Source organism: Blautia sp. CAG:257 (assembly GCF_000433815.1).
Taxonomy (GTDB): domain Bacteria; phylum Bacillota; class Clostridia; order Lachnospirales; family Lachnospiraceae; genus Blautia_A; species Blautia_A caecimuris.
In genome coordinates this window covers 23,243-45,979 of record NZ_HF999056.1, presented here as the reverse complement: position 1 = coordinate 45,979, position 22,737 = coordinate 23,243, and the positions used below count along the sequence as shown (strand labels likewise).

The following is a 22,737-nucleotide window of genomic DNA, read 5'->3' as shown; positions in this document are numbered from 1 at the left end:
TATTTTACCATAAGGAGGAAATGATCATGCCACTTGTTACATCAAAGGAAATGCTGTCAAAGGCTCAGAAGGAAGGATACGCAGTAGGCGCTTTTAATGCGGAAAATATGGAGATGGTAAAAGCGATCATAGAAGCAGCCGAAGAACTGAAGGCTCCGGTTATGATTCAGACTACACCATCTACAGTAAAATATGGAACAGTTGAGACCTATGCAGCTCTTGTTGCGGCGGAAGCAAAAAAAGCCAGTGTGCCGGTATGCCTTCACCTGGATCATGGCAGCAGCTTCGAGCTTGCAATGCAGGCAATCCACGCAGGCTATACCTCTGTGATGATCGACGGCTCCAAGTTTGATTTTGAGGAAAACATAGCTTTGACAAAAAAAGTTGCAGACGTAGCCCGCGCCCTTGATATTCCCTGCGAGGCAGAGCTTGGCAAGGTCGGCGGCAAAGAAGATGACCTGGAAGCAGATGCTGATACAAATACAGATCCTCAGGAAGCAAAAGAATTTGCAGAGCGTACAGGCGTTACCTCTCTTGCAGTAGCTATCGGAACAGCCCATGGTTTCTATGCAGGCACACCGGTTCTTGATACTGAGCGCGTCAGCGAGATCCGTCAGATGGTAGAGGTTCCGCTTGTACTTCACGGAGCATCAGGATTAAGCGACGATCAGGTAAGAGAGTGTGTAAAACGCGGTATGTGTAAAGTAAACTTTGCTACAGAGCTACGTGACGCTTATTCCAAAGCAGTAAAAGAAACCTTTGCAGAAAATGAAAACACTATTGATCCGAAAGCTTACGGTAAAGCTGCGATCAAGGCAGTCAAGGAGCTTGTTATGTATCGCATGAAGGTCTGCGGATGTGACGGAAAAGCCTGAAACTGAAATACTGACAGGGGGATTCATATGGCAGCAACCATGAAAGATCTTGCAAAGCGAACAGGACTGGGCCTTGCAACCATTTCTTCCTATTTTAACGGAGGAAATGTCAGAGAAAAAAACAGAAAAAAAATCGAGGAAGCTATTGAAGAACTTCACTATGAGGTCAATGAGGTTGCCAGGAATCTTAAGACAAATGCAACAAAAACCATTGGAGTGGTAATTCCTGAGCTGAACAATACCTTTTGTGCTGAGATCATTACCGGTATAGAAGATATTTTAAGAAACCACGGTTACGCGACAATGATCTGTGACTGCCGTACAGACAAGAAGCTGGAGCAGGAGGCTGTGGAGTTTTTATGCCGGAAAAGAGTTGACGGCATCATCAATATGCCGGTAGATACCGAGGGCGGTCATCTGAAAACTTTTCAGAAAACAGGAAAGCCGATTGTTCTTATTGACCGTAAAATCAAGGGCGTTGTCTGTGACAGTGTTCTGGTAGACAATGAGCAGGCTGCTTCAGATGCCTTAAGGCTTCTGTATGAAAAAGGTCATCGGAATATCGGGATCATCGGCGGTCCGGAGGAAATCTCCACAGCGCAGGAACGAATGAAAGGCTATTGCAAAACCATGGAGGAACTGAATCTTCCTGTACGGCAGTCGCTGATCGTTCACGGTGATTACACCATTCAGGGCGGCGTTAAGGCAATGGAAACACTGGTGCAGGAAAATCCGGAAATGACAGCGGTTTTTATCACCAACTACGAGATGACTATGGGAGCTGTGATCGGGCTTAATGAGCTGGGAATCCGGATTCCGGAGGAAATCTCTCTGGTAGGCTTTGATAATCTTCCTTTTGCCAGAGCCTGTAATCCCAAGCTGACCATTGTTTCTCAGCCTACAGATAAAATAGCAGAGGCAGCGGCAGGGATTATGCTGGAACGTCTGGAACATGCAGGAAATGAATCCGGATGCCGCACAGAAAAGCTGGGAACTACCATTATTCATGGAAAATCCATTGCACAGCTTTAAGGATACAGAATCGTGGAAAAGCAGAACACGATAAATATAAGAGGAAAAAGACATGAACCACTCATATTTAATTGGAATTGATATTGGAACAAGCGCCTGTAAGGTTGCCCTTTTTGACCGGAGCGGCTGTGTTCTGGCAGCAGCCAACGGGGATTATCCGGTGTATTACCCAAAGGAGGGCTGGGCAGAGCAGAATCCGGAAGAATGGTGGAGCGCTGTCTGCGGGGCTGTCCGTCAGGTGATCGAAGAGGCGTCTGTTGCTCCGGAAGAGATTGCCGGCGTGGGTATTGACGGTCAGAGCTGGTCAGCCATTGCCATTGACCGGAACGGACATGTACTGACCAATACGCCGATCTGGATGGACACAAGAGCGCAGTCTGTCTGTGACCGTCTCAACGAGGAGATCGGCGCAGAGGCAATCTTTGAGGTGGCAGGAAACTCCCTTCAGCCATCTTATACTACAGCGAAGATCCTCTGGTATAAAGAAAACCTTCCGGAGGTGTATGCCAAAACTGACAAAATCCTTCAGTCCAACAGCTTTATTGCTTTTAAGCTTACAGGAGCGGTAAGCCAGGATCTCTCTCAGGGTTACGGACTTCACTGCTTTGATATGCGTACAGGTAAGTGGAATGAGGCTATGTGTGAAAAGCTGGGGATCCCTGTGGAATTTTTGCCGGAAATCGTTCCCTGTGACCATGTTGTGGGAACAGTAACAAAAAAAGCTGCGGAGGAATGCGGACTTGCAGAGGGAACTCCTGTTGTGGCAGGAGGTCTGGATGCAGCATGCGGAACTCTGGGGGCCGGTGTGATCAATCCCGGCGAGACTCAGGAGCAGGGCGGACAGGCAGGCGGTATGAGTATCTGTCTTGACGAGTATAAGGCAGATCCCCGTCTGATCCTTGGTTTCCATGTAGTTCCGGGCAAATGGCTTCTTCAGGGAGGCACTACCGGAGGCGGCGGTGTTATGCGCTGGTTTGAGCGGGAATTTGCGGACTATGAGCGGATGATGAAAAAGGAAACAGGAGTTTCTTCTTTGAATCAGCTTAATGAGATCGCAGAAAAAATAGCTGCCGGAAGCGATGGACTGGTATTTCTTCCGTACATGGCCGGCGAGCGGTCTCCCATCTGGAATCCTTATGCAAAGGGCGTATTCTACGGACTTGATTTCTCCAAAACAAAGGGACATATGGTCCGCGCCTGTATGGAAGGTGTGGCTCTTTCTCTCCGCCATAATCTGGAAGTGGCAGAAAGCGCAGGTGCCCGGGCAAACGTTCTCCGCGCTATGGGCGGATCTGCAAACTCACTTCTCTGGACCCAGATCAAGGCAGATATTACAGGCAAAAAGATCGTAGTTCCGGCTTCTGATACAGCCACTACTCTGGGAGCAGCCCTTCTGGCCGGAGTAGGAACAGGCTTCTATCAGGACTATGAGGAGGCAGTAAAGGAAACCGTCAGTGTAACAAGAACCCATGAGCCTGATCTCAGGGTGAAAGAGATTTACGACAAAACTTATGAAACCTATTTGGAATTGTACCGGTCTCTGGCCGGTATGATGACAAAACATGAATAAAAGGAGGAGTATTCTTATTATGAAAGCAGCAGTAGTTGTAGCAAATGAGGACGTGCAGTATCTGGAAATTCCGGAGCCGGAGGTAAAACCGGGGTATGTAAAGATCAAGGTTCGCTATTCCGGTATCTGCGGCTCTGATATTCCACGTGTCCTTCACAATGGCGTGCATTTTTATCCGATCGTTCTGGGACATGAGTTCTCCGGCGACGTGGTGGAAATCGGAGAGGGTGTTACAAAGGTAAAGGCAGGCGACCGTGTTTCAGGAGCTCCTCTTGTACCCTGCATGAAATGTGAGGACTGCCAGAAAGGCAATTATTCCCTTTGCAAGCATTACAGCTTTATCGGCTCCAGAGAGCAGGGAAGCAATGCAGATTATGTGGTGGTTCCGGAGCAGAACGCAGTTCCTTTTGACGCATCCGTTCCCTATGAGCAGGGCGCAATGTTCGAGCCTTCCACAGTAGCCCTTCACGGACTTCTGCAGAATGATTATCAGGGAGGCCAGTGCGTGGCGATCCTTGGCGGCGGAACCATCGGAATGTTTACCATGCAGTGGGCAAAGATCTTCGGTTCCAAAAAGGTTGTGGTTTTTGATATCAGTGATGAGCGTCTGGAGCTGGCAAAACGCCTTGGGGCAGACGAGGTGGTAAACACCACAAAAGAGGACTACATGAAAACAGCTATGGAGTTTACCGGAAACAAGGGATACGGTTATGTGTTTGAGACAGCAGGACAGGTTCCAACCATGCATATGGCCTTTGAGCTGGCTGCAAATAAGGCCCATGTATGCTTTATCGGTACTCCTCATGCAGACCTTTCCTTTACACCTGCCCAGTGGGAAAACATGAACCGTAAGGAGTTTAAACTGACAGGCTCCTGGATGTCCTACAGCGCTCCGTTCCCGGGAAAAGAATGGGAGCTTACCGCTCATTATTTTGCAACCGGACAGCTGAAATTTGATCCGGGCTTCATTTATAAGAAAATTCCAATGAGCCAGGCTCAGGAAGCCTTCCAGCTCTTTAAGACGCCGGGCCTTGTAAAAGGAAAGATTCTTTTATCAAACGAGGAAAACTAAAATGATACTGACAGTAACTTTAAATGCCGCTATTGACAAGCGGTATGTAGTAGAAAACTTTCAGGTAGGAGAAGTCAATCGTGTAAAGGAATGCAGTTATGTTCCTGGGGGAAAAGGCCTGAACGTTTCCAAGCCGGCCTCTATTTACGGGGCAGAGGTTGTGGCAACTGGATTTGTAGGCGGCCATGCGGGAAATTACATCGAGGATGCCCTGAAGCCCTTTGGCATTAAAAGTGAATTTTATCATGTGGATGCGGAAAGCCGTTCCTGCATTAATATCTGGGACGAGGTAAACCATGTGCAGACAGAATTTCTGGAGCCGGGCTTTACTCTTACGGAAAAGGATTTTGAAGGCTTTGAAGAAAAATTCTGCACTCTGGTTGCTGACGCAGAGGTTGTGGCAATGTCCGGAAGCGTTCCAAAAGGCTTAGACGGAACCGCATATCAGCGCCTTGTAAAAATTGTAAAGGACGCCGGAAAAAAGGTGATCCTCGATACCAGCGGAAAGCTTCTGGAAATGGGGATTCAGGCAGCTCCCACGCTGATCAAGCCCAATATTGACGAGATTCGGATGCTTACCGGAAAAAACTGCGATGATATCAATGATATTATTGAAGCGGCAAAGGTGATCCACAGAAACGGCGTGGAGATCGTAGCTGTTTCCCTTGGAGCAGACGGCTCCCTTGCAGTAAGTGACGAGGGAATCTTCCGGGCGGAAGTACCGAAAATCGATGCTGTCAATACAGTAGGCTGCGGCGATTCCATGATCGCAGGCTTCGCTATCGGACTGAAGGAGGGGCTGTCCCTTCCGGAAACCCTGAAAAAGGCAAGCGCCATTTCTGCGGCGGCAGCCATGCGGGAGGAAACAGGATTTTTCTGTATGGAGGATATGGAAAAAATTCTTCCTCAGATTAAGATTATGAAAGTATAAAGATTTTGTAGAGTTTTCAAAATACAACAGAATCAGAAAATCATAAAAAGGAGAAGAAAAAGATGGCAGAATTTATTAATCCGGCACTTGTGCCAAAAGTAACTCTTCCTTCCGGTGAGGAAGTTCCCTGTGTTGGAATGGGAACCTTTGGTTCTGACCGTGTATCAGCAGAGGATGTATCAGCAGCGGTTGCAGGGGCAGTGCGCAGCGGCTATCGTATGTTTGACTGCGCAGCCTGCTATGGCAATGAGCCACAGATCGGAAAGGTATTTAAGGACGCTTTTGATGAGGGCGTTGTAGAGCGAAAAGATCTTTTTATTATGACAAAGGTATGGAATGATATGCACAGAGATGTGGAGAAAGCCTGCAGAAAGAGTATTCAGGATCTTCAGTGCGATTATGTGGACCTGTACTTTATCCACTGGCCGTTCCCAAATTATCATGCACCGGGATGTGATGTAGATTCCAGAAATCCGGATTCCAGACCTTTCAGTGTGGATGAGTTTATGGATACTTACCGTCAGTGTGAGGAGCTTGTGGAAAAAGGGGTGATCCGTTACATCGGTATCTCAAACATGACGATTCCGAAGCTGGAGGCTGTTCTTCCGCTTATGAAGATCAAACCGGCAGCCTGTGAGCTGGAACTTCATGTATGCTTCCAGCAGCAGGAGCTTTATGATTATCTGGTAGCTCACAATATCCAGCCGGTAGGCTATATGCCTCTTGGCTCACCTAGAAGACCAGAGAGAGATATCTGTCCGGAGGATGTGGCTGATCTTCAGCTTCCGGAAATGAAAGCTATTGCAGAGGCACACGGAGTACATCCGGCTTTGATCGCTCTGAAATGGGCGCATCAGAGAGGAGAGATTTCCATCCCGTTCTCCGTACATAATTTTGCTTCCAATCTGAAATGCGTTACTGAGGATCCTCTTACAGAAGAGGAAATGAAAATCATTTCCACTCTGGAAAAAGGCAATCGCCTTGTAAAAGGTCAGGTATTCCTCTGGGAGGGCGCAAACGACTGGCATGATCTCTGGGATGAAGATGGTGTGATCGTAAAATAATATAAAAAACAGTAAAGAAAGAAGTAAAAAGGAACCCGTCGGCTCCTGCTCTTTTGGGCAGGAACCGGCGGGTTTTTTGGCGGAGAAAAGCAGGGGAGGGGAATGACATAAAGCAGCATACAATTCAAGTCATATATATCAAAAATAAAAACCACAAAACCTGCCACATATTGAAGAAATGTTGGATATTGATTAAATTATTACATATAGACAAAAAAAACATAAATTATCAAAAAGTATGGAAGAGTTTTAAAACGGGTTATAGAGATGGAAAATTTCTATAAAGGATGATTATTGGGAAAAGAAATAAATGCTCTATTTTTGACAGTTGAAAAAGCGAAAACATACTACAACTCATAGTTTATAAGAGAGAAGGCTAGTAGATATTTATAATTGTTTAAGTACTTTAATAAGGAGGATCTGATTTGACACAGGGATATATAGCTATCGGATATATGTGTAATCAGGCATGCAGCTTCTGCCCATGCTCTAAGGCAGAAAAAAGATACCCGATACCTGACTTAGAGATGCTAGAAAAAGTCGTGGAAAATATGATACAAACTTCCAGTATCGATTCTATTGTTGTATCCGGAGGAGAACCAACGATACATCCTGATTTTATAGATTTTATAAGATACTTATGTGAAAAAAAACTGAAAATCACTATTTTGACAAATTCAGAACGTTTTTCAGATAAAAAATTTACAGACAGATTCTTATCTGCTGTACGAACAGAACTGGTTGAACTGATTACGACTATCCATAGTCAATCAGAAGAAGAGCATGAAGCTGTTAATGGGTCTAAGGGGAGTTTTCAAAGAACCATTGATGGAATGTTGCAGATACAGTCTGGGGGAATACATACGACAGTCAAACATTGTATTACTAAGGCAAATTATAAAGATTTGTATCAATTTTACAAATTTATAGATAATGTCTTTCCGCAGGAAACAGATATTCAGCTGTGTAGTATCGATTATTGTGGGTTGTCCGAAGAAAACAAATATGACTATATGGTTATTTTTCCAGAGTTATATCCTTATTTTGAAGAAATGTTTGATGATTACATTAAAAAGTTGGATGTGGGAAATAAACGACATATGTATTGCATAAATATGCCGCTGTGTTCCCTCGATCCTTATTATTGGGATTTTGTTGCACCGAAAATAAAATCATATAGCAGTTATTCGGCACCCACACAGAAGGGTGAGTCGAATGTAGAGGATGGAAGAGATGATTTTATTGGAACATTGGGCGAAGGATGTAGGAAATGTAAAGCTGAGCCGTTATGTGCAGGAACATATCGCACTGCTTTTGAATATTTTGGGGATCGTATTATCTGTCCATACAAAAAGTAAGTGAAAGGAAGTTCAGTGCCATGGAGAATTATGTGAAACAACACTGTTTTGACAATGAAAATGTGTCTAGATATTATCTTTCGCCATATGTGTATATAGTTCAGACAGACGAAGGTCTTTATGTGGGGCGAGAGGATGATGAAAGAGAGTTTTGTTTTTATGAGGAAGTAGATGTCTATATACAATTATTTCATAAATTGTCAGAAGGGATGACTGAAGGCGAAATCTACAGGTATTTAGAAGAATATTTTTCAGAAAAATCTAACGAAATTTTAAGTTTATTGATTGGTGGAGGAATTGTAGAATGAAAGATTGTTCCTGTAGTTATATTTCGGGAGGAGCAATAGAAAGCACGGAATTTTGGCTGAATGATTTATGGAAATTTGAAGCAGGGGACAAGAATTTGCTTCTGGATCGTCAAGGACACATATTGCTGTTGAAAAAGAATCTTTGCAATACTATATGGAATCAGGAGATTTCCGAAGATTTGCTCCTGAAACTTTTACAGAGAAAATTTGCATATGAATCTGAAAATATAGATAAAAATGGGACGGAAAAAAACTCGGATATTAAACCGATGTTTTTTATGATAGATTTAACAAATAAATGCAATATGGAATGCCGCTATTGTTTAAGAAATGTGGAAGATGATTCTGACAAGGAGTCTATTACGAATGATATGATAGACTCTATTTGTGAATATCTGGCACAATACTGTAAACAAATAGGAGACAAACGTATTACTATTCAACCTTGGGGGGGAGAACCACTTTTGGAAACAGAGAAAATTTTTCTTCTCCAGGATGGTTTGAAAAAAAGGGGCATGAATCCTCAGATCACCATTGAAACAAATGCTCTGCTTCTTTCAAAGGGGTTGATGAAAGAACTATATCAAAGAGGAATTTCGATTGGAGTCAGTATAGATGGTTATCAGAAAATTCATGACTCACAGAGAGTAATACATTCAGGCTTTGGTACACATCAGGTGGTGGAACGCAGGATCAGAAGTATTCAGAAATTGTATGGAAATGATATTTCTACTATAACTACAGTTACTAGAAATTCTTTAGAAAATCTTGAGGATATTATAGAATATCTTGCAGTTGATTTGGGATTGATTCATATTAAACTAAATTTTGTCCATAGGAGTTGCTTTGCTATGAACGACGATTTGTGTTTGTACGCAGAGGAGATTGCAGATGCTACCATTCGTATTTTTCAGAAGATTTTGGAACTTCATAAGAGAGGAATAGAAGTCTACGAATATAATATTTGGTTGAAAAGTATGAATTTGCTTACAGGAAAAAAACTTGATGTTTGTAATTCTAATGGTTGTCATGGGGGAAAACGTATGATTGCTATTGATAAGCATGGTGATATTTTTCCCTGTGATGTGACAGATTTTCCAGAAGAACGGCTAGGCAATATTAAGACGGATAAGGATTTGATTGCATTACTTGAAAATTCAGTAGGAGAAAAAGCATATTTTAAAGAAAAAAAAGGAAACGAATGTGAGAAGTGTCCATGGCAGCATTATTGTCGCGGAGGATGTACCGTGCATATGAAATGTGCAACACAAGAACAGGATGTGGATATGATTGAGTGTACGATCAATCGGAACTTGTATCCGAAACTGATATCGTTGATTTTGCATGAACCGGAACGTATGAATCAGTTACTGGGATATGAGATCTTGAAAAAGGAGCCTTAGATGAGTAGGGAAATACAGCTGTATAAAAAATTTTCTGTAGGTATTGCAATGAATACAACATTGCAGGAATTTGCGGATTTATTAAATAAATATGCACCATATATTGATAATTTTTATGGATCACTTCCGTTAGGAGATAAATATCATGGAAGAACATTTATTGCTCAACAATTTCAGAATCAGGAAATGCAGGAGAAATTTTGGAAAATAGCAAGAATGATCAATGAGTCTGGAATTAATCTGGAAATCGTGTTTAATACAGATGGTCTGACAGAAGAAGATTTTAAAGAATGTAAATATCAATTAGAAAAAGAAGGTATTGTGGTTAATAAAATAGCAGTGCTCGACTGGTATTTTGATTCTGTTAAAAAGCTGTTTCCTTCTGTGAAAATTATAGACAGTGTAAATAACATGAAAAACACGCTGGAAGGTTTTCGGGAAATTCGGCATGATTATGATGAAATTGTAATAGGAAGACATTTTATTCGTAATGAGAATGTATTACGTGTTGTGCAAGATGAATTACATGCGAAAACCGTACTTCTACTGAATAATGGGTGTTCACATATATGTGGTGGATGCAGAACTCAGGAATACTGTAGGCAGTCATATGAAAAAGAAAGGGATAGATATTCTCCTGAATATGTATATGCATTGCAGAGTATTATGCCGTATGAGCTTCATGAAAATTTTTTTGATATAAGTCGGATCGATCTTTTTAAATTAAGTACCCGAAATGCGGATACAGAATTTATTCATAAATGTTTGGACAGTTATATTTATAATAATGCCCGGGAGTATGTGGAAAAAAGCTCACATCATTATCTCTTGTGGTCTCGATTGATTTGGCATATGCAATATTTTGACTCATTTAATTATGATAGGATTTATCAATTAAAAAGAGAAATCTGTAAGTGTTAAAGTGATAAAAACTTGATTATAAAATATCAGTTTTTATAAATTATTTTACTGGAGAGGAGGTGTATGGAAATGAGCAAGATTCAGATGTATTCTCAGAAACTTGGGAAAAATGTTATTGTTGAGACCAGTAAGAAAGCTAATACAGTTGCAATGGGATGGTCCAACAGTGGTTGGAGCAAGAGTGGTGGTTGGAAGAGACCACAGCTGTAAGGGATAATCCATGTGTTTTCAACCTGCAGGTTACATTCGGAAGAATGTAACCTGCTCTTTATAATAGTGAATAGGTGGTATGGATAATGGTTCTCGGTATTATGGTTTCAAAGCAATGTAACTTTCACTGTAGACATTGTATGGTAGATAGTTCTCATGAATATTCTTGGATAGAAGATGCTGTTTTGGAGAAATTTTTTGAAATGTTGGAATATGGCTGTCCGGATGAGGTATATATTCTTGGAGGAGAACCGTTTTTGCATATAAATGAGATAGAGAATATGGTGGCTCGTATCCAAAGATATTGTAGAAAGATTGTTATTTTTACTAATGGAAGCTTTTTAATGAACCAAAAACTTTCAGATAGAGTAAAGGCATTGCATGTAACAATACGCATAAGCGATGATAGATTTCATCGTGAGTTTTGGACAAATAAATTTAAGGAGAAATTGATATCTTCCGATTATTGGGTGGTATCGAAAGATGCTTCGGAAGATATGATTCCTGTAGGCAGAGCGTATGAAGAATTTAAACACTTAAAATATAATATGGGGTGTTCACTTCTAACGGGAAGATATGATAAAGAATTCTATCCAAATGCAGAACGGTATATGGTGATGATGGATGGTAGTGTTAATTTATACTGCGCTACGATTGAAGGATCATTGGCAAATGTATTTGAGGATAAAAAAATTACATATGATCTTTTGGTTGAGAGAGAAAAAATATTTCATAATTATTTGATGAAAGAAGTGATACACTGTCAGGAAGATACTTATATGGGAAAAATGTGTAATTTATGTTCTAAATATAAAATTACAGAGGATGCCATTTTTTTAAACGGAAAGAAGGTAGCTGATACACAGGATTACAGAAATTTTGAGGTATGAGAAAAGAATGAGTCGTAAACATAATCCGGCAGTATGAAATACAAGTGGGTGGAGTAAAAATGAATAAGATTACACAAGAAAATTTAACGGATTATAAATATTGTTTGCAAAATAACAGTAGAAATGAAGAGTTGTATAAAAATATAGTTCAAAAAGGGATACGACAGAGCCTTTTGGGAGAAAGGCTTGAATTTCCGCTTATGGAAACTTTTGAAATGAGAATGAAAGATTTATCAGTGGAAGATCAGAACGCAAGTGGACGCTGTTGGATTTATGCTGCCTGCCATATGATGAGACAAGTGTTTATAAAGCAGCATCAGGCAGTAGACTTTCTGTTTTCTCAGGAATACATTGCATTTTATGATTTACTGGAAAAGTCAAATTTCTTTCTGAATTTTATCATTGCTACAATACAAGTTCCTGACGATGATCGAGAACTTCGTGAAAAACTTAATCATCCAGTACAAGATGCCGGTCAATGGGATCTCTTTTGCAATATTATAAAAAAATATGGAATGCTGCCACAATACGCAATGAAAAAAAATGCACAGTCCCAAAATACAGGAGAAATGATATGGATTCTGTCAGATATGTTACGTTCGTTTGCATGCCAGCTACGTGGTACGTATGTAGAAACAAGGGATGTGAGTCATGTAATGCGTATTCGAGATACACAGATGGAATATGTATATCGTTTTCTAAGTATCTGTATGGGAATGCCACCGGATTATTTTGATTTAAGGATTTATCATGATAATGGTAGGTGCACCGAAGAAAAAAGAATAACACCTCAGGATTTCTATCGTAGGTATCTGCCAAGACGGTTAATAGAAGAAGCTATTCCAATTTCCTGTGTTGGAGTAAACATGGAACCAGATAAAACCTATGTAATCAAAAATTTAGGCAATGTGACAGAGGGGAGAAGGGTAAAATATTTAAATCTTGAACTGCAAAATATGAAGCAGGCGATGCTTACACAACTAAAAGCGGGGTATCCTGTATGGTTTGGCTGTGATTCTCGTATGGGAGTGGATAAAGAACAGGGAATTTTGGACCTAAATGTATACAAGCTGGACAAATTAGAATGGGAGTTTATGGATAAAGATAATAGACTGCGATATGGTATTTCCTGCCTGAATCATGCAATGGTTGTGGAGGGGGTCAGGATATCGAAGGACAATGAAATTCTCAGCTGGTTAGTGAAAAACTCTTATGGGAATCAGAAGGGGAATCAGGGATATTTGAATATGCAGGATCGGTGGCTTGATGAGTATGTTTATGAAGCTATTATTTTTCGTGAATATTTAAACGAAGAGATGATTGAAATATATGAACAGGCGGTTCCGGTGGAACTTCCGTCATGGCATCCTATGGGGATGTTGGCAGATTGAAATAAGGATGCGAGATAGAATGTATAAGGTATAGGAGGCAAAAATGAAATATCTTCCCAATCATAAAAAAATTATGTTGATTATTACGGAAAATTGCAATTTACGTTGCATATATTGTTATGAAAAGAATAAAAATGGAAAATCTATGACATTTGAAACAGCAAAAGAAATACTTGATCGCGCTTACGCTGATATGGATGGCTATGAAAGTATGGTAATTGAACTTCATGGAGGTGAGCCATTCCTTAATTTTACCTTAATCAAGAAAATAGATGAATACGTTATAGAAAATTATGGAAATATACCGGTATTGTTTCGAATGATAACAAATGGAACATTAGTACATGGAGAAGTTCAGCAATGGCTTAGTAGCAGGGCAGAACGTTATGAGTTGATGTTAAGCATTGATGGAAAACAGGATCAGCATGATCAGAACAGAAAACAGATTGGCGGAAAAGGCAGTTTTAGACAAATAGATTTGGACTTTTTCTTGAACACATGGAAACATTGTCCAGTAAGTATGACAATTAATGCGGGAACTTTGGATCACATGGCTGAAGGTACAATCTGGTTGCAGAAAAAAGGCTTTGATTGTTGTAATGCTTTTGAGTGGGCTGTGGACTGGAATTTGGAAGAAAGCGTACCTATATTGAGGAGAGAGCTTGATAAGCTAGTAGAATATTATTCTGAGCATTTAGAACAACCATTGTGTCTTCTGGTTAAATATCATTTGCAGGATTTTTATGATAAAATTGATGATTCCTATCGGTATTGTGTTGATATTGATGATCCTCTGGAATGTTATGATGCACAGGGAAAATATGCGCCCTGTCATGGATTTACTGTGTTTACTACAGGAAGTGAAGAAAAAGCAGCACAGTTTGAGAAATTTAAAATCAGTGATTTTAAATTTACAAAAGAAAATATGTGTTATGGTTGCCAGCTTATACATTTTTGTAGGGTTTGCTTTGCGGCGAATTTTATGCTTACCGGAAATATGCAGAAACAAAGTGCGGAAATCTGTTTGTTTAATCGAATGTGTATAAGAGCAGGAATTCGAATTCAGAGAAACCGAATCAAGAATCAAGGCAAGGTGGAAGAATATGAACAGAAAGCTTTGCAGGCGGCAGTGGATGTAGAGAAGTATCTAGATGTTTTGGAGGAAAAGTTAGACAGATGAATGTAGCAGTAATATCATGGGGACGGGAAGGAAAAGCAGTATATGATTTGCTAAGCAGAAATAAACAATATAAAGTTGTTTGTGTAGTAGAAGAGAATAGTGAAAAGTGGAACGATGAAGAATGTGCTCCTTGGATTGTATCTTCTGGACGTGCGGTATGTATGTTTGAAGAAGGAAAAATAGAATATTTTATTGTACCAAGTATGGCAGAAGCTCAAAACTATCGTGTGATCAAAATGCTTGAAGTCTATCACATTAATATAGACAACCTTCTTTATGCATCAGCAGAATCTTTGTGGAATACAACACTTTCCGATGAAGAGCGTATTTCAATGATTAATTCTTACAAATTGTGTAACGAACTGGATGCGATGGAGATTCATGTAGCAGAACACTGTAATTTGAATTGTAAAAATTGCTCAATGTTTTGTGGCCTTGTAAAAAAGGAAGCATATCCTGATTATAATGAGTTTGAAAAGGGAATTATTTTGTTAAAAAAATATTTTCAGCATGTGAAAATATTTCGTATTATCGGAGGGGAACCGTTGTTGAATAAGGATCTGGATAAATATATATATAAGATACGTGATATATACCCATATACGGATATACGACTTATTTCTAATGGCATCTTGGTTAAACAGATGAGTGACAAGCTGATTAAGGCAGTGAAGGAGTGTCATGTGACCTTTATTGTTACGCAGTATGCTGCGTTAAAAGGATCTATTGATGAAATAAAAATGTTTCTAGTGGAGAAAGGAATAACAAATATTGTAACAGAGGTAGTAACAGAATTTCAGAAAATTTACAATGCATCGGGCAGCTCAAATATTGATGAAAATTTTTATAGATGTCATTGGAAAGGCAGCTGTGCAACAATGTATGGCACACAAATTGCAACCTGTTTTGTTCCATTTGTAATACATTATCTTTCTGATCAGTTTAATCTTGGAATTCTGGAAACAGGGAAAATTGATTTAGAGGAGAACGGTCTTACTACTCAAGAGATACGTAGAAGGATGCATACACCGTTTGATCTTTGTCGCTATTGTGCTCCTAAGGGGGATTGGGTTACGTGGGAGAGAATAAAGAATAAAAAAGAAATGGCTCTGGTTGATTGGAGTATATAGATATGAGGCATATTAGAGAAAGCCTAGAAGAAAGTAAAACTAGAATTACAGAGTTGATTTTTACGATTAATCAGGAAATCACTCATTCATGGTCTGCCAAAGAAATTATGTATGTTGACGCATATTTTGCCTTTCTTCGACACCAGGCAGATATCCTGATTAAGCCAGAAAAGAAATCTGTGCTTTATCAGCAGGAACAGCAGATTAGAGAATATCTGTCGAAGCTTCTTGGATGTGATAAAAACACGGAATTTATTGTCATGATGAAGCAGATTCAAGCAGCAGTATTAGAACGTCTGCATGAACTGGAGCAATATAAAAGTCAGATTGTTAAAGAAAGTCATAGATATGTATACCATACATCAGCAGTAAAAGATTTGGTATGCTTATATGCATCGCAAAAAAAAGAAAACATGTATAATAATGAAGTGGTGGATGCGGTGTTTGGGACAACAGATTATGATCAGTTGGTTTTATATCTGGGACGGGCAGTTGCCGGTGGAATGCATGTTATCCAAAATGGTCGGATTTGTGTATATCCCAAGAATCCAACGGACAGACTTTGTGGAGAAGACGTAATTTTAAAAAAACCGGTATATTTATACAGGGTAGATATAGAGTATTTTGAACCAGTTATTGATTTCAGAGTACAGAATAATTGTGCAGAATTTTGCTTTGAGTATGAGTGGATAGCGAGGAGGCCATATGTTCCGTGTAAAGGAAAAAAGATAGAAAGTATTTCTTTGAAAGACTGGAGAAAGCATGAGATTTATTATAGTACAGGTTTAGAAGATGCAATCAATTTGAGCGAAGAATACAAAAAGAGTATGAGTATTTCAGAAGTAGAACAGACGATGAAAAGACTGATTTTTGAAAAGAAAATAGTACAAGACTGTATACCAATGGAAATTTGAGGAGATGCACAAATTATGAATGAATTGGAGCAGTATCAAAAAAGAAGGAAATATAGAAAACTATATCGTAAGAATCGGCGAATATACAGACATAAAAAAGTAGAGTTGCCTTTTTTAGAAGTATGGGCAGGAAAACAATGTACACTGCATTGTAGAGACTGTCTTCATATGATTCCTTATATAAAACAGGAAAAAGTGGATATTCAAGAGTTAATCCGTGATTGTAAACTCATATTTGAACTCTGTAATATTGAGTATTTTTCAATAGCAGGAGGAGAACCTTTTTGTAATAGGGAACTGTATCGGCTGTTGAATTATATTGCAGGAAATCCGTCTGTGAAGGACGGAAAGATTATTACCAATGGGACGGTGATGCCGGATGAAAGAACACAGGAGGCTTTAAAAAATTTAAATGGAAAGTTGGAGATTCGAGTAGATGTTTATCCAGGACAAGAAGATAAGGTAACATCTTTTTTAGATTTTTTAGAAGCTGAGAAGATTCGATGCCATATACAGAAATATAGAGCAGATAAGAAGTCAAATTGGAAGCATGTCAGCAGTACTGATCAATGGGAAATTCCCGAAAAAATGACAGAGTTGATTTATAAAGACTGTATTGTACGTCATTGTACTAGTTTATGCAATGGAGAATTGTCATCTTGTCCAAGAGGAATGATTTCGGCAGAAATTTATCATGTGGAGAAAAACCCTTATGAACATATCAAGATTTCAAAACTTAAAAATAATGCGGATTCTAGGGCGAGGATAGCTACGTGTATTAATGATTCTATTTATAAAGATTATTGTCGTTACTGTTTAGGACTAACGGAATCAAATCCTTATTTTGTGGTTCCAGGAGTACAAATCAAGAAAGAAAGATGAAAAATGAATTTAATAAAAAATCTGAAATATGGACAGATTTTTTTGGAAAATCTGTTTCAATATAGAAAAAAGAAAGTACCATTATCTTTTTTAGAGGTTTGGGTCGGACAGACTTGTACGCTTAAGTGCAGAGATTGCTGTCATTTAATTCCCTATGTGAAACCAAAACTTTTCAGTGTGGATGCGTTGATAGAAGACTGTAAAAAATTATTCGAACTGTGTGAAGTAGATTTCTTTTCTATATTGGGAGGAGAACCTTTTACCAATCCAGATTTATATAAGTTAATTGATTTTGTAGCGGAATCAGATAACATTATAGATGGAAAACTGATTACCAATGGTACAATCATGCCAGATAAAAAAATGATTTGTTCTTTAAAAAAACTTAATAATAAACTGGATGTGCGTATTGATGTTTACCCGGGTAGAGAAAACCGAGGAATTCAGTTTTATGATATATTGTCAAGAGAAGGAATACGCTGTACTCTTTTACGGCATAACGTTTTTGAAGAAATGCGATGGAAGAAATTAGGAGGACCAGAGCAAAAATTGATTCCTTGTGATACAGCGGTAGAAATTCATAAAGAATGTGCATTAAATGCATGTCATACATTGGCCAATGGGGAACTGACTGTATGTCCTAGAGGAATCACATCGGAAATGGTTTTTGGTATAGAGAAAAATTTATGGGAGCATATTGATGTAAAGTGCTTAAAAAATCCTGTTTGGGCGAAAGCAAAGATTGCAACGGCCGTTTCAAGAAAAATGTATAAAGACTATTGTCGTTATTGTATGGGGATTGCGGCAATGAATCCCTATTCTATTCAACCAGGGATTCAGATTGGCAGTCCAGAAGAAATTATTAGATAAAATAATGAAAATCTTGTTTATGAGGGGAGAAAAATGAAGAATAAAACAGAGATTTTTCCATTGGCCTTTGGAACAGGAAGATTACCAGAAATCGAGTTACATAAAAAGAAAATACCAGATCAGGATGTAATTGATCAGATGATTCAGTATGCTGTTGATAATGGCATTAATTATTTCGACACAGCGCCTTTATATTGTAATTCTCAATGTGAACAGGCGGTAGGAAGAGCACTTCATTCTTTTAGAGATTGCATATATTTGGGCGGAAAGCTTTCAGCAGATGATATCAAAACAGACCATTGCCGTGAGGCTCTTATGAAAACATTAAAAAATTTACAGACGGATTATTTGGATTATTATCTGTTTTGGGGAATTAATCAGTATTTTTTTGATGAAGTTATTGTAAAAAAGAAAGTTCTGGACCAAATGAGAATTTTTCAACAGGAAGGACTAATACATAAAATTGCATTTTCTTTTCATGGGGATGCAAATGGTTTAAGCTATATTATAGATGAAGCACAGAAAAGGGGAGTGAAATTTGATGCATGTTTAATGCAGTATAATCTTTTGGATAGAAGCAATGAAAAATCCATGGCTTATTCTCATAGTTTGGGTGTGAAAACTATGATTATGGGACCGGCAGCAGGAGGACGTCTGGCAATACCGTCGGATCTTTTTAAAAAAGTGCATAATACAAACGTCAGTTCTACATATGAATTAGCTTTACGTTTTGTGTTATCAAATCCTAATGCAGATATAGTTTTGTCGGGGATGAGCAATATGAACATGGTAAAAGAAAATATAAAAATTGCAAAATCTTCAGAAATTCTAAATTGGAAAAAAGTAAAGGAAGCGCTTGCTGAAATAGAATCATTTCGGGAGTTGTACTGCACAGGATGTAAATATTGTCAGCCCTGCCCAGCCGAGATACAGATTCAGGATATTTTTAAATGCTATACAATCTTCAGAGTATATGATTTGGCTAGCTATGCCAAAGGAGCATATGAACGATATAAGAAAGCAGGAGGAAAAACATTCCAGGACTGTTTGATGTGTGGACAGTGCGAAAAAAAATGTCCCCAGGGATTATCTATTAGAAAATGGCTTAAAAAAGTGGATGACATTATGAATGAAATTCAGGATAGTTTTTGTTTTTCAGAGCATGAACATGAGGAGATTTTTTAGATAAGATGTATCAGACGAAGTTTCTAGAGAGGGTTTTTAGCTTTAAAGGATGGAATATAACTGCAGATAGATTTAAAAAAATCCAGAAAAAATATTACTTAACACTTGATATGGATGTGCAATATGATGCGCAGGCTATAATAAATACATTGAGTTTTTCTAGGAGAAAAGATTTATTCATACAAAGTATGAATAGCCTCCAAGAGGAAAAGTTGTATGCTAGTGCTGTCCATGGGGAGGATCATATTCTCAGAGTGTGCATCCTTTGTTTTTTTCTAAGTGAAAAGCTTGGGATTAGTGACAAAGAATTTATAGATTTGTTAGAAATAGCTAAGTATCATGACATTGGAAGAATAAACGATAAAGCAGATAAGGGACATGGATTAAGGGGGGCGATACTTATAGAGCAGATGAATCTTCCTTATGGTAAGGAAAAATTAAAAAAATACCAAGCTGTTATAGCGTCTCACTCACTTAGAGATGAAGACTTTGAAGAAGAGTGGAAAAGGTGGGGAAATAAAATGAAGGAAATTAACTGGGGAAGGAATCTTCTTGAAATTTTAAAAGATGCTGATGCCTTAGACCGGTTTCGACTTAGAAATCAGTCTTTGCAACTGTCTTTTTTGCATAAAGATATTTCTCTTCGGGCAGTACAAGGTGCTTATGAGATATATCATCTTTTTCCAGGAAATATTTGATTTGGGGAGGAAAAATGTGTATCAGTTTCGATTCTATAATCCAGTAACAGTTTATTTTGGATTAGAAAAATTTGATGAATTACCAACCGTAGCTCGATACTATGGTGATAGAGCATTGGTCTTATATAGTGAAGCATTTAATAGACATACAGATTATGTGGATATGATTTTGCGTATGCTGAAAGAACGGGATATTTATACGCTTGCGATATCTGAGAGTATGCCTAATCCAAGAGGGGAGTTTGTTGACAGAATAAGTAGACTGTGTAGAAACGAAAGGATAGAGGTTCTTATAGGTATTGGAGGAGGAAGTGTATTGGACAGTGTAAAGGCAATCTCAGCATCGGTTTATACAAACGCAAGTTGTTGGGAATGGATTACTGGAAAAGAAGAATTAAAAATGGCACTCCCAGTAATTGCAGTTCCTACAACTGCTGCTACAGGTTCAGAAATGAATAGTGGTGGGCTGATTTCTTTTCCTGAAAGAAGAGAGAAGCTTAGTTTTGGACATCCGCTTCTGTTTCCAAAAGCTGCTTTTATTATACCTGAATTTACAGCATCTCAAAGCCGGGAATACACTGCAGCAGGATGTGCAGATGTTATGTTTCATATTATGGAAGGAAATTATTTTACCAGAGCCCCCAAAATGGAAACCCATTTAAAGGTTATGGAAGAATTAATGAAAAATTTGGTTAAGTATTCACGAATTGTTGTAGAGGATCTTCATAATTATGATGCAAGAGCAAATTTGTGTGTTATTGCTTCATGGGCATTAAATGGTTTTCTGGAAAATGGGACGGGGCGTATTGCTGTTTGTCATGCACTAGAGCATCAAATATCCGGCTATTATGATATTCCGCATGCCAAAGGAATGGCAGTTATAGTTCCCAAATGGCTTCGATATATTGCAGAGAGGGGCGGTGCAGAACAAGTCGCTGAATTTGGAAAGGCTGTGTTCGATGTGAAAAGTAAAAAGTCAAAATTACAGACAGCAATAGAGACAGTCGATAAGCTGGAGTATTTTTTATACGCAGAGTTAATGCTACCTTCTTCTTTTTTGGCCTACGGGATTACAGACAAGCATTTTAATGAAATGGTGCAGAATATCTGTCATGGTGGAAAACTAACAGGGATAATTAATTTAGATTCGCATGATTTGGTAAATATATTAAATAGTTGTCTTTAAACAGGAAATAATTTTTTACTATTTTTAATAGTATGTAGCTGTGTAAAATATTGTAATTTATACTTGGGGGCAAGAATTAAGATTTGTTTAACATTCTTTATTTTTTAAATTGTTAAGAAGTTTTTATGTAAAGAAAAAGATAAGATATAACTATGTATATCCAAAATTGTGATAGAGTTTGAATTATTGTAGAAAAGTATCGTGATGAAATAGATCGATATCTCAGATAACAAAATATTTACAAAACTGGAGGAAATCAGATGAAAAAGTATGTGAAACAGACAGTCGGCGTATGTATTGCAATGCTTATGGCAGTTTCGGCCGGGGAATACAGCGGAACGCTTGTCCAGGCAGCAGAAAATCAGGAAACCGTAGAAGAAACTGCTCCTGTATATGAAGCAGGCAATGTTGCGCAAAAAGAAGACGGAACTGTTTATTACTGGGAGTATGACGGTTCCAACTTTGAGGGCAGCGCTGCATTAGGATATTATAAGCCGATTGTCGGAGAAACAAATAAGCTTATGATGCAAAGCCCATCCGGAGAAAAAGTCATGATCGGTGATATGGAAGGCGGCGGTTCCCTGGTTCTTACGGACAGCAGCCTGATCTTTTATGAAAAACCTGTAGATCAGATCGGAGGATACGAAATCTGCAGCATTGATCAGAACAGTGGACAGACACAGACATATGGTCTGGGGCGGATTGAAGCATCAGATGGAAAGAAGATTATCTGTTCAGATACTGCAAATCATAGTATTGACAGTATTGATGCAGAAACAGGAGAGAGAATGAAGCTTGTTGACGGCAGCTTTCTTGCCAGTCATGACGGACTGATCTATTATCAGCCTGTAGAAGCTGATTCAGGGGCAGCTACAAAAGGAAAAGTATCTCTTGCTGTAGTGGACGCACAGGGAGGACAGCAGAAAACGCTGTGCACCACAGAACCGGATTTATATGCAGATGATTTTCAGGGAACAGCTTCAATTGTGTCCATGGTTTTTAAAGATGAATATATTTACTTTTCCTATGGTTCCTATGAAGGAACCGGGGCAGTATATGCAGGTGGAAAGATTATGAAGGTTAAAAAAGACGGAACGGAAGCAGAGATTGTTGCAGGAATGGACGGACTTCGGGCACCTGTTTTTTCCGTCAGTGAAGATGGAATGGTTGTGAGCCAGAGTATAGACGAAATGTATGATTATATTAACTCTATGGACAAGTATTTTACACGAAACGGAAGCATTTATTTTATGAATGAAAACGGAGAGCCAGTGGAACTGGTTACTCAGGCAGACTATGCATCTGTGGGAAGTGTGGCCTGCGGCCAGTTCAATGATAATGAGGCAGTTACTATCCAATTTGCTGAAAAAATCGGAAATAAGGTTTACATGCTTCTGGATCATGGTGTGATCGATCAGGCAAACAGTGTAGGTTGGAGAACCGGGTATGCCCGGGTAAACAGCGCAATGTTGAGCAAAGATCTGGATACAGGCACAGTAGAAACGGTATTCAGCTATTAAAATCAGATAAACCAGGTTGAGGCAAATTTATAATTTTATCAGAGAAAAAGTCACTGTTTCTGTAAATGGCAGTGGCTTTTCTTTTTTGGAGAGTACTGTGTTACAGACATGAAAAACAAAATTTTGCCATATTCCATATTCCCATAG

22 protein-coding genes are annotated in these 22,737 nt (G+C 38.9%); all 22 read left to right on the top strand.

Going from position 1 to position 22,737, the window contains the following annotated elements; translation table 11 throughout:
* Positions 1 to 26: 26 nt before the first annotated feature.
* On the top strand, positions 27 to 875 hold the full coding sequence (locus QVP40_RS07470) for a class II fructose-bisphosphate aldolase (protein WP_022067846.1): 849 nt from the start codon (positions 27 to 29) through the stop codon (positions 873 to 875).
* A gap of 27 nt (positions 876 to 902) precedes the next feature.
* Positions 903 to 1,907, top strand: coding sequence for a LacI family DNA-binding transcriptional regulator (locus QVP40_RS07465; protein WP_022067845.1), 1,005 nt, complete (start codon positions 903 to 905; stop codon positions 1,905 to 1,907).
* Between the two features lie 52 nt (positions 1,908 to 1,959).
* A complete protein-coding gene (gene xylB / locus QVP40_RS07460; protein WP_022067844.1) occupies positions 1,960 to 3,477 on the top strand; it encodes a xylulokinase in 1,518 nt (505 codons plus the stop codon).
* Between the two features lie 19 nt (positions 3,478 to 3,496).
* Positions 3,497 to 4,549: a galactitol-1-phosphate 5-dehydrogenase gene (locus QVP40_RS07455; protein ID WP_022067843.1), complete on the top strand. Its 1,053-nt coding sequence runs from the start codon at positions 3,497 to 3,499 to the stop codon at positions 4,547 to 4,549.
* A 1-nt stretch (position 4,550) separates the two neighbouring features.
* A complete protein-coding gene (gene pfkB / locus QVP40_RS07450) occupies positions 4,551 to 5,480 on the top strand; it encodes a 1-phosphofructokinase (RefSeq protein WP_022067842.1) in 930 nt (309 codons plus the stop codon).
* A 62-nt stretch (positions 5,481 to 5,542) separates the two neighbouring features.
* Positions 5,543 to 6,544, top strand: coding sequence for an aldo/keto reductase (locus QVP40_RS07445; RefSeq protein WP_022067841.1), 1,002 nt, complete (start codon positions 5,543 to 5,545; stop codon positions 6,542 to 6,544).
* 425 nt (positions 6,545 to 6,969) lie between these two features.
* A complete protein-coding gene (locus QVP40_RS07440; RefSeq protein WP_022067840.1) occupies positions 6,970 to 7,902 on the top strand; it encodes a radical SAM protein in 933 nt (310 codons plus the stop codon).
* A 20-nt stretch (positions 7,903 to 7,922) separates the two neighbouring features.
* Positions 7,923 to 8,210, top strand: a complete 288-nt coding sequence (locus tag QVP40_RS07435) for a hypothetical protein (protein ID WP_022067839.1) — start codon at positions 7,923 to 7,925, stop codon at positions 8,208 to 8,210.
* Positions 8,207 to 9,613, top strand: coding sequence for a radical SAM/SPASM domain-containing protein (locus QVP40_RS07430; protein ID WP_022067838.1), 1,407 nt, complete (start codon positions 8,207 to 8,209; stop codon positions 9,611 to 9,613). The genes QVP40_RS07435 and QVP40_RS07430 overlap by 4 nt, the downstream gene beginning before the upstream one ends.
* Positions 9,614 to 10,534 (top strand): hypothetical protein, encoded by a 921-nt coding sequence (locus QVP40_RS07425; protein ID WP_022067837.1) that lies wholly within the window; start codon positions 9,614 to 9,616, stop codon positions 10,532 to 10,534. It abuts the gene before it with no gap.
* 69 nt (positions 10,535 to 10,603) lie between these two features.
* Positions 10,604 to 10,744, top strand: a complete 141-nt coding sequence (locus QVP40_RS07420; protein ID WP_022067836.1) for a hypothetical protein — start codon at positions 10,604 to 10,606, stop codon at positions 10,742 to 10,744.
* An 86-nt stretch (positions 10,745 to 10,830) separates the two neighbouring features.
* Positions 10,831 to 11,634, top strand: coding sequence for a radical SAM protein (locus tag QVP40_RS07415; RefSeq protein ID WP_022067835.1), 804 nt, complete (start codon positions 10,831 to 10,833; stop codon positions 11,632 to 11,634).
* 59 nt (positions 11,635 to 11,693) lie between these two features.
* The gene (locus tag QVP40_RS07410; protein WP_022067834.1) at positions 11,694 to 13,025 is read left to right on the top strand and encodes a C1 family peptidase; all 1,332 of its coding nucleotides are present in this window, start codon (positions 11,694 to 11,696) and stop codon (positions 13,023 to 13,025) included.
* A 43-nt stretch (positions 13,026 to 13,068) separates the two neighbouring features.
* Positions 13,069 to 14,205, top strand: a complete 1,137-nt coding sequence (locus tag QVP40_RS07405; RefSeq protein ID WP_022067833.1) for a radical SAM protein — start codon at positions 13,069 to 13,071, stop codon at positions 14,203 to 14,205.
* Entirely contained in the window at positions 14,202 to 15,335 is a 1,134-nt protein-coding gene (locus QVP40_RS07400; RefSeq protein WP_022067832.1) for a radical SAM protein, read from the top strand. Before QVP40_RS07405 ends, QVP40_RS07400 begins: the two co-directional genes overlap by 4 nt.
* 2 nt (positions 15,336 to 15,337) lie before the next feature.
* Positions 15,338 to 16,249, top strand: coding sequence for a hypothetical protein (locus QVP40_RS07395; protein WP_022067831.1), 912 nt, complete (start codon positions 15,338 to 15,340; stop codon positions 16,247 to 16,249).
* Positions 16,250 to 16,264: 15 nt separating this feature from the next.
* Complete coding sequence (locus tag QVP40_RS07390) at positions 16,265 to 17,131, top strand: radical SAM protein (RefSeq protein WP_022067830.1); 867 nt, start codon at positions 16,265 to 16,267, stop codon at positions 17,129 to 17,131.
* Between the two features lie 3 nt (positions 17,132 to 17,134).
* Complete coding sequence (locus QVP40_RS07385; protein ID WP_022067829.1) at positions 17,135 to 18,001, top strand: radical SAM protein; 867 nt, start codon at positions 17,135 to 17,137, stop codon at positions 17,999 to 18,001.
* 33 nt (positions 18,002 to 18,034) lie between these two features.
* Positions 18,035 to 19,186: an aldo/keto reductase gene (locus QVP40_RS07380; RefSeq protein ID WP_022067828.1), complete on the top strand. Its 1,152-nt coding sequence runs from the start codon at positions 18,035 to 18,037 to the stop codon at positions 19,184 to 19,186.
* A 5-nt stretch (positions 19,187 to 19,191) separates the two neighbouring features.
* Positions 19,192 to 19,884, top strand: coding sequence for an HD domain-containing protein (locus tag QVP40_RS07375; RefSeq protein ID WP_022067827.1), 693 nt, complete (start codon positions 19,192 to 19,194; stop codon positions 19,882 to 19,884).
* A gap of 16 nt (positions 19,885 to 19,900) precedes the next feature.
* Positions 19,901 to 21,070 (top strand): iron-containing alcohol dehydrogenase, encoded by a 1,170-nt coding sequence (locus tag QVP40_RS07370; protein WP_022067826.1) that lies wholly within the window; start codon positions 19,901 to 19,903, stop codon positions 21,068 to 21,070.
* Between the two features lie 260 nt (positions 21,071 to 21,330).
* Positions 21,331 to 22,590 (top strand): hypothetical protein, encoded by a 1,260-nt coding sequence (locus QVP40_RS07365; protein ID WP_022067825.1) that lies wholly within the window; start codon positions 21,331 to 21,333, stop codon positions 22,588 to 22,590.
* Positions 22,591 to 22,737: the final 147 nt, after the last annotated feature.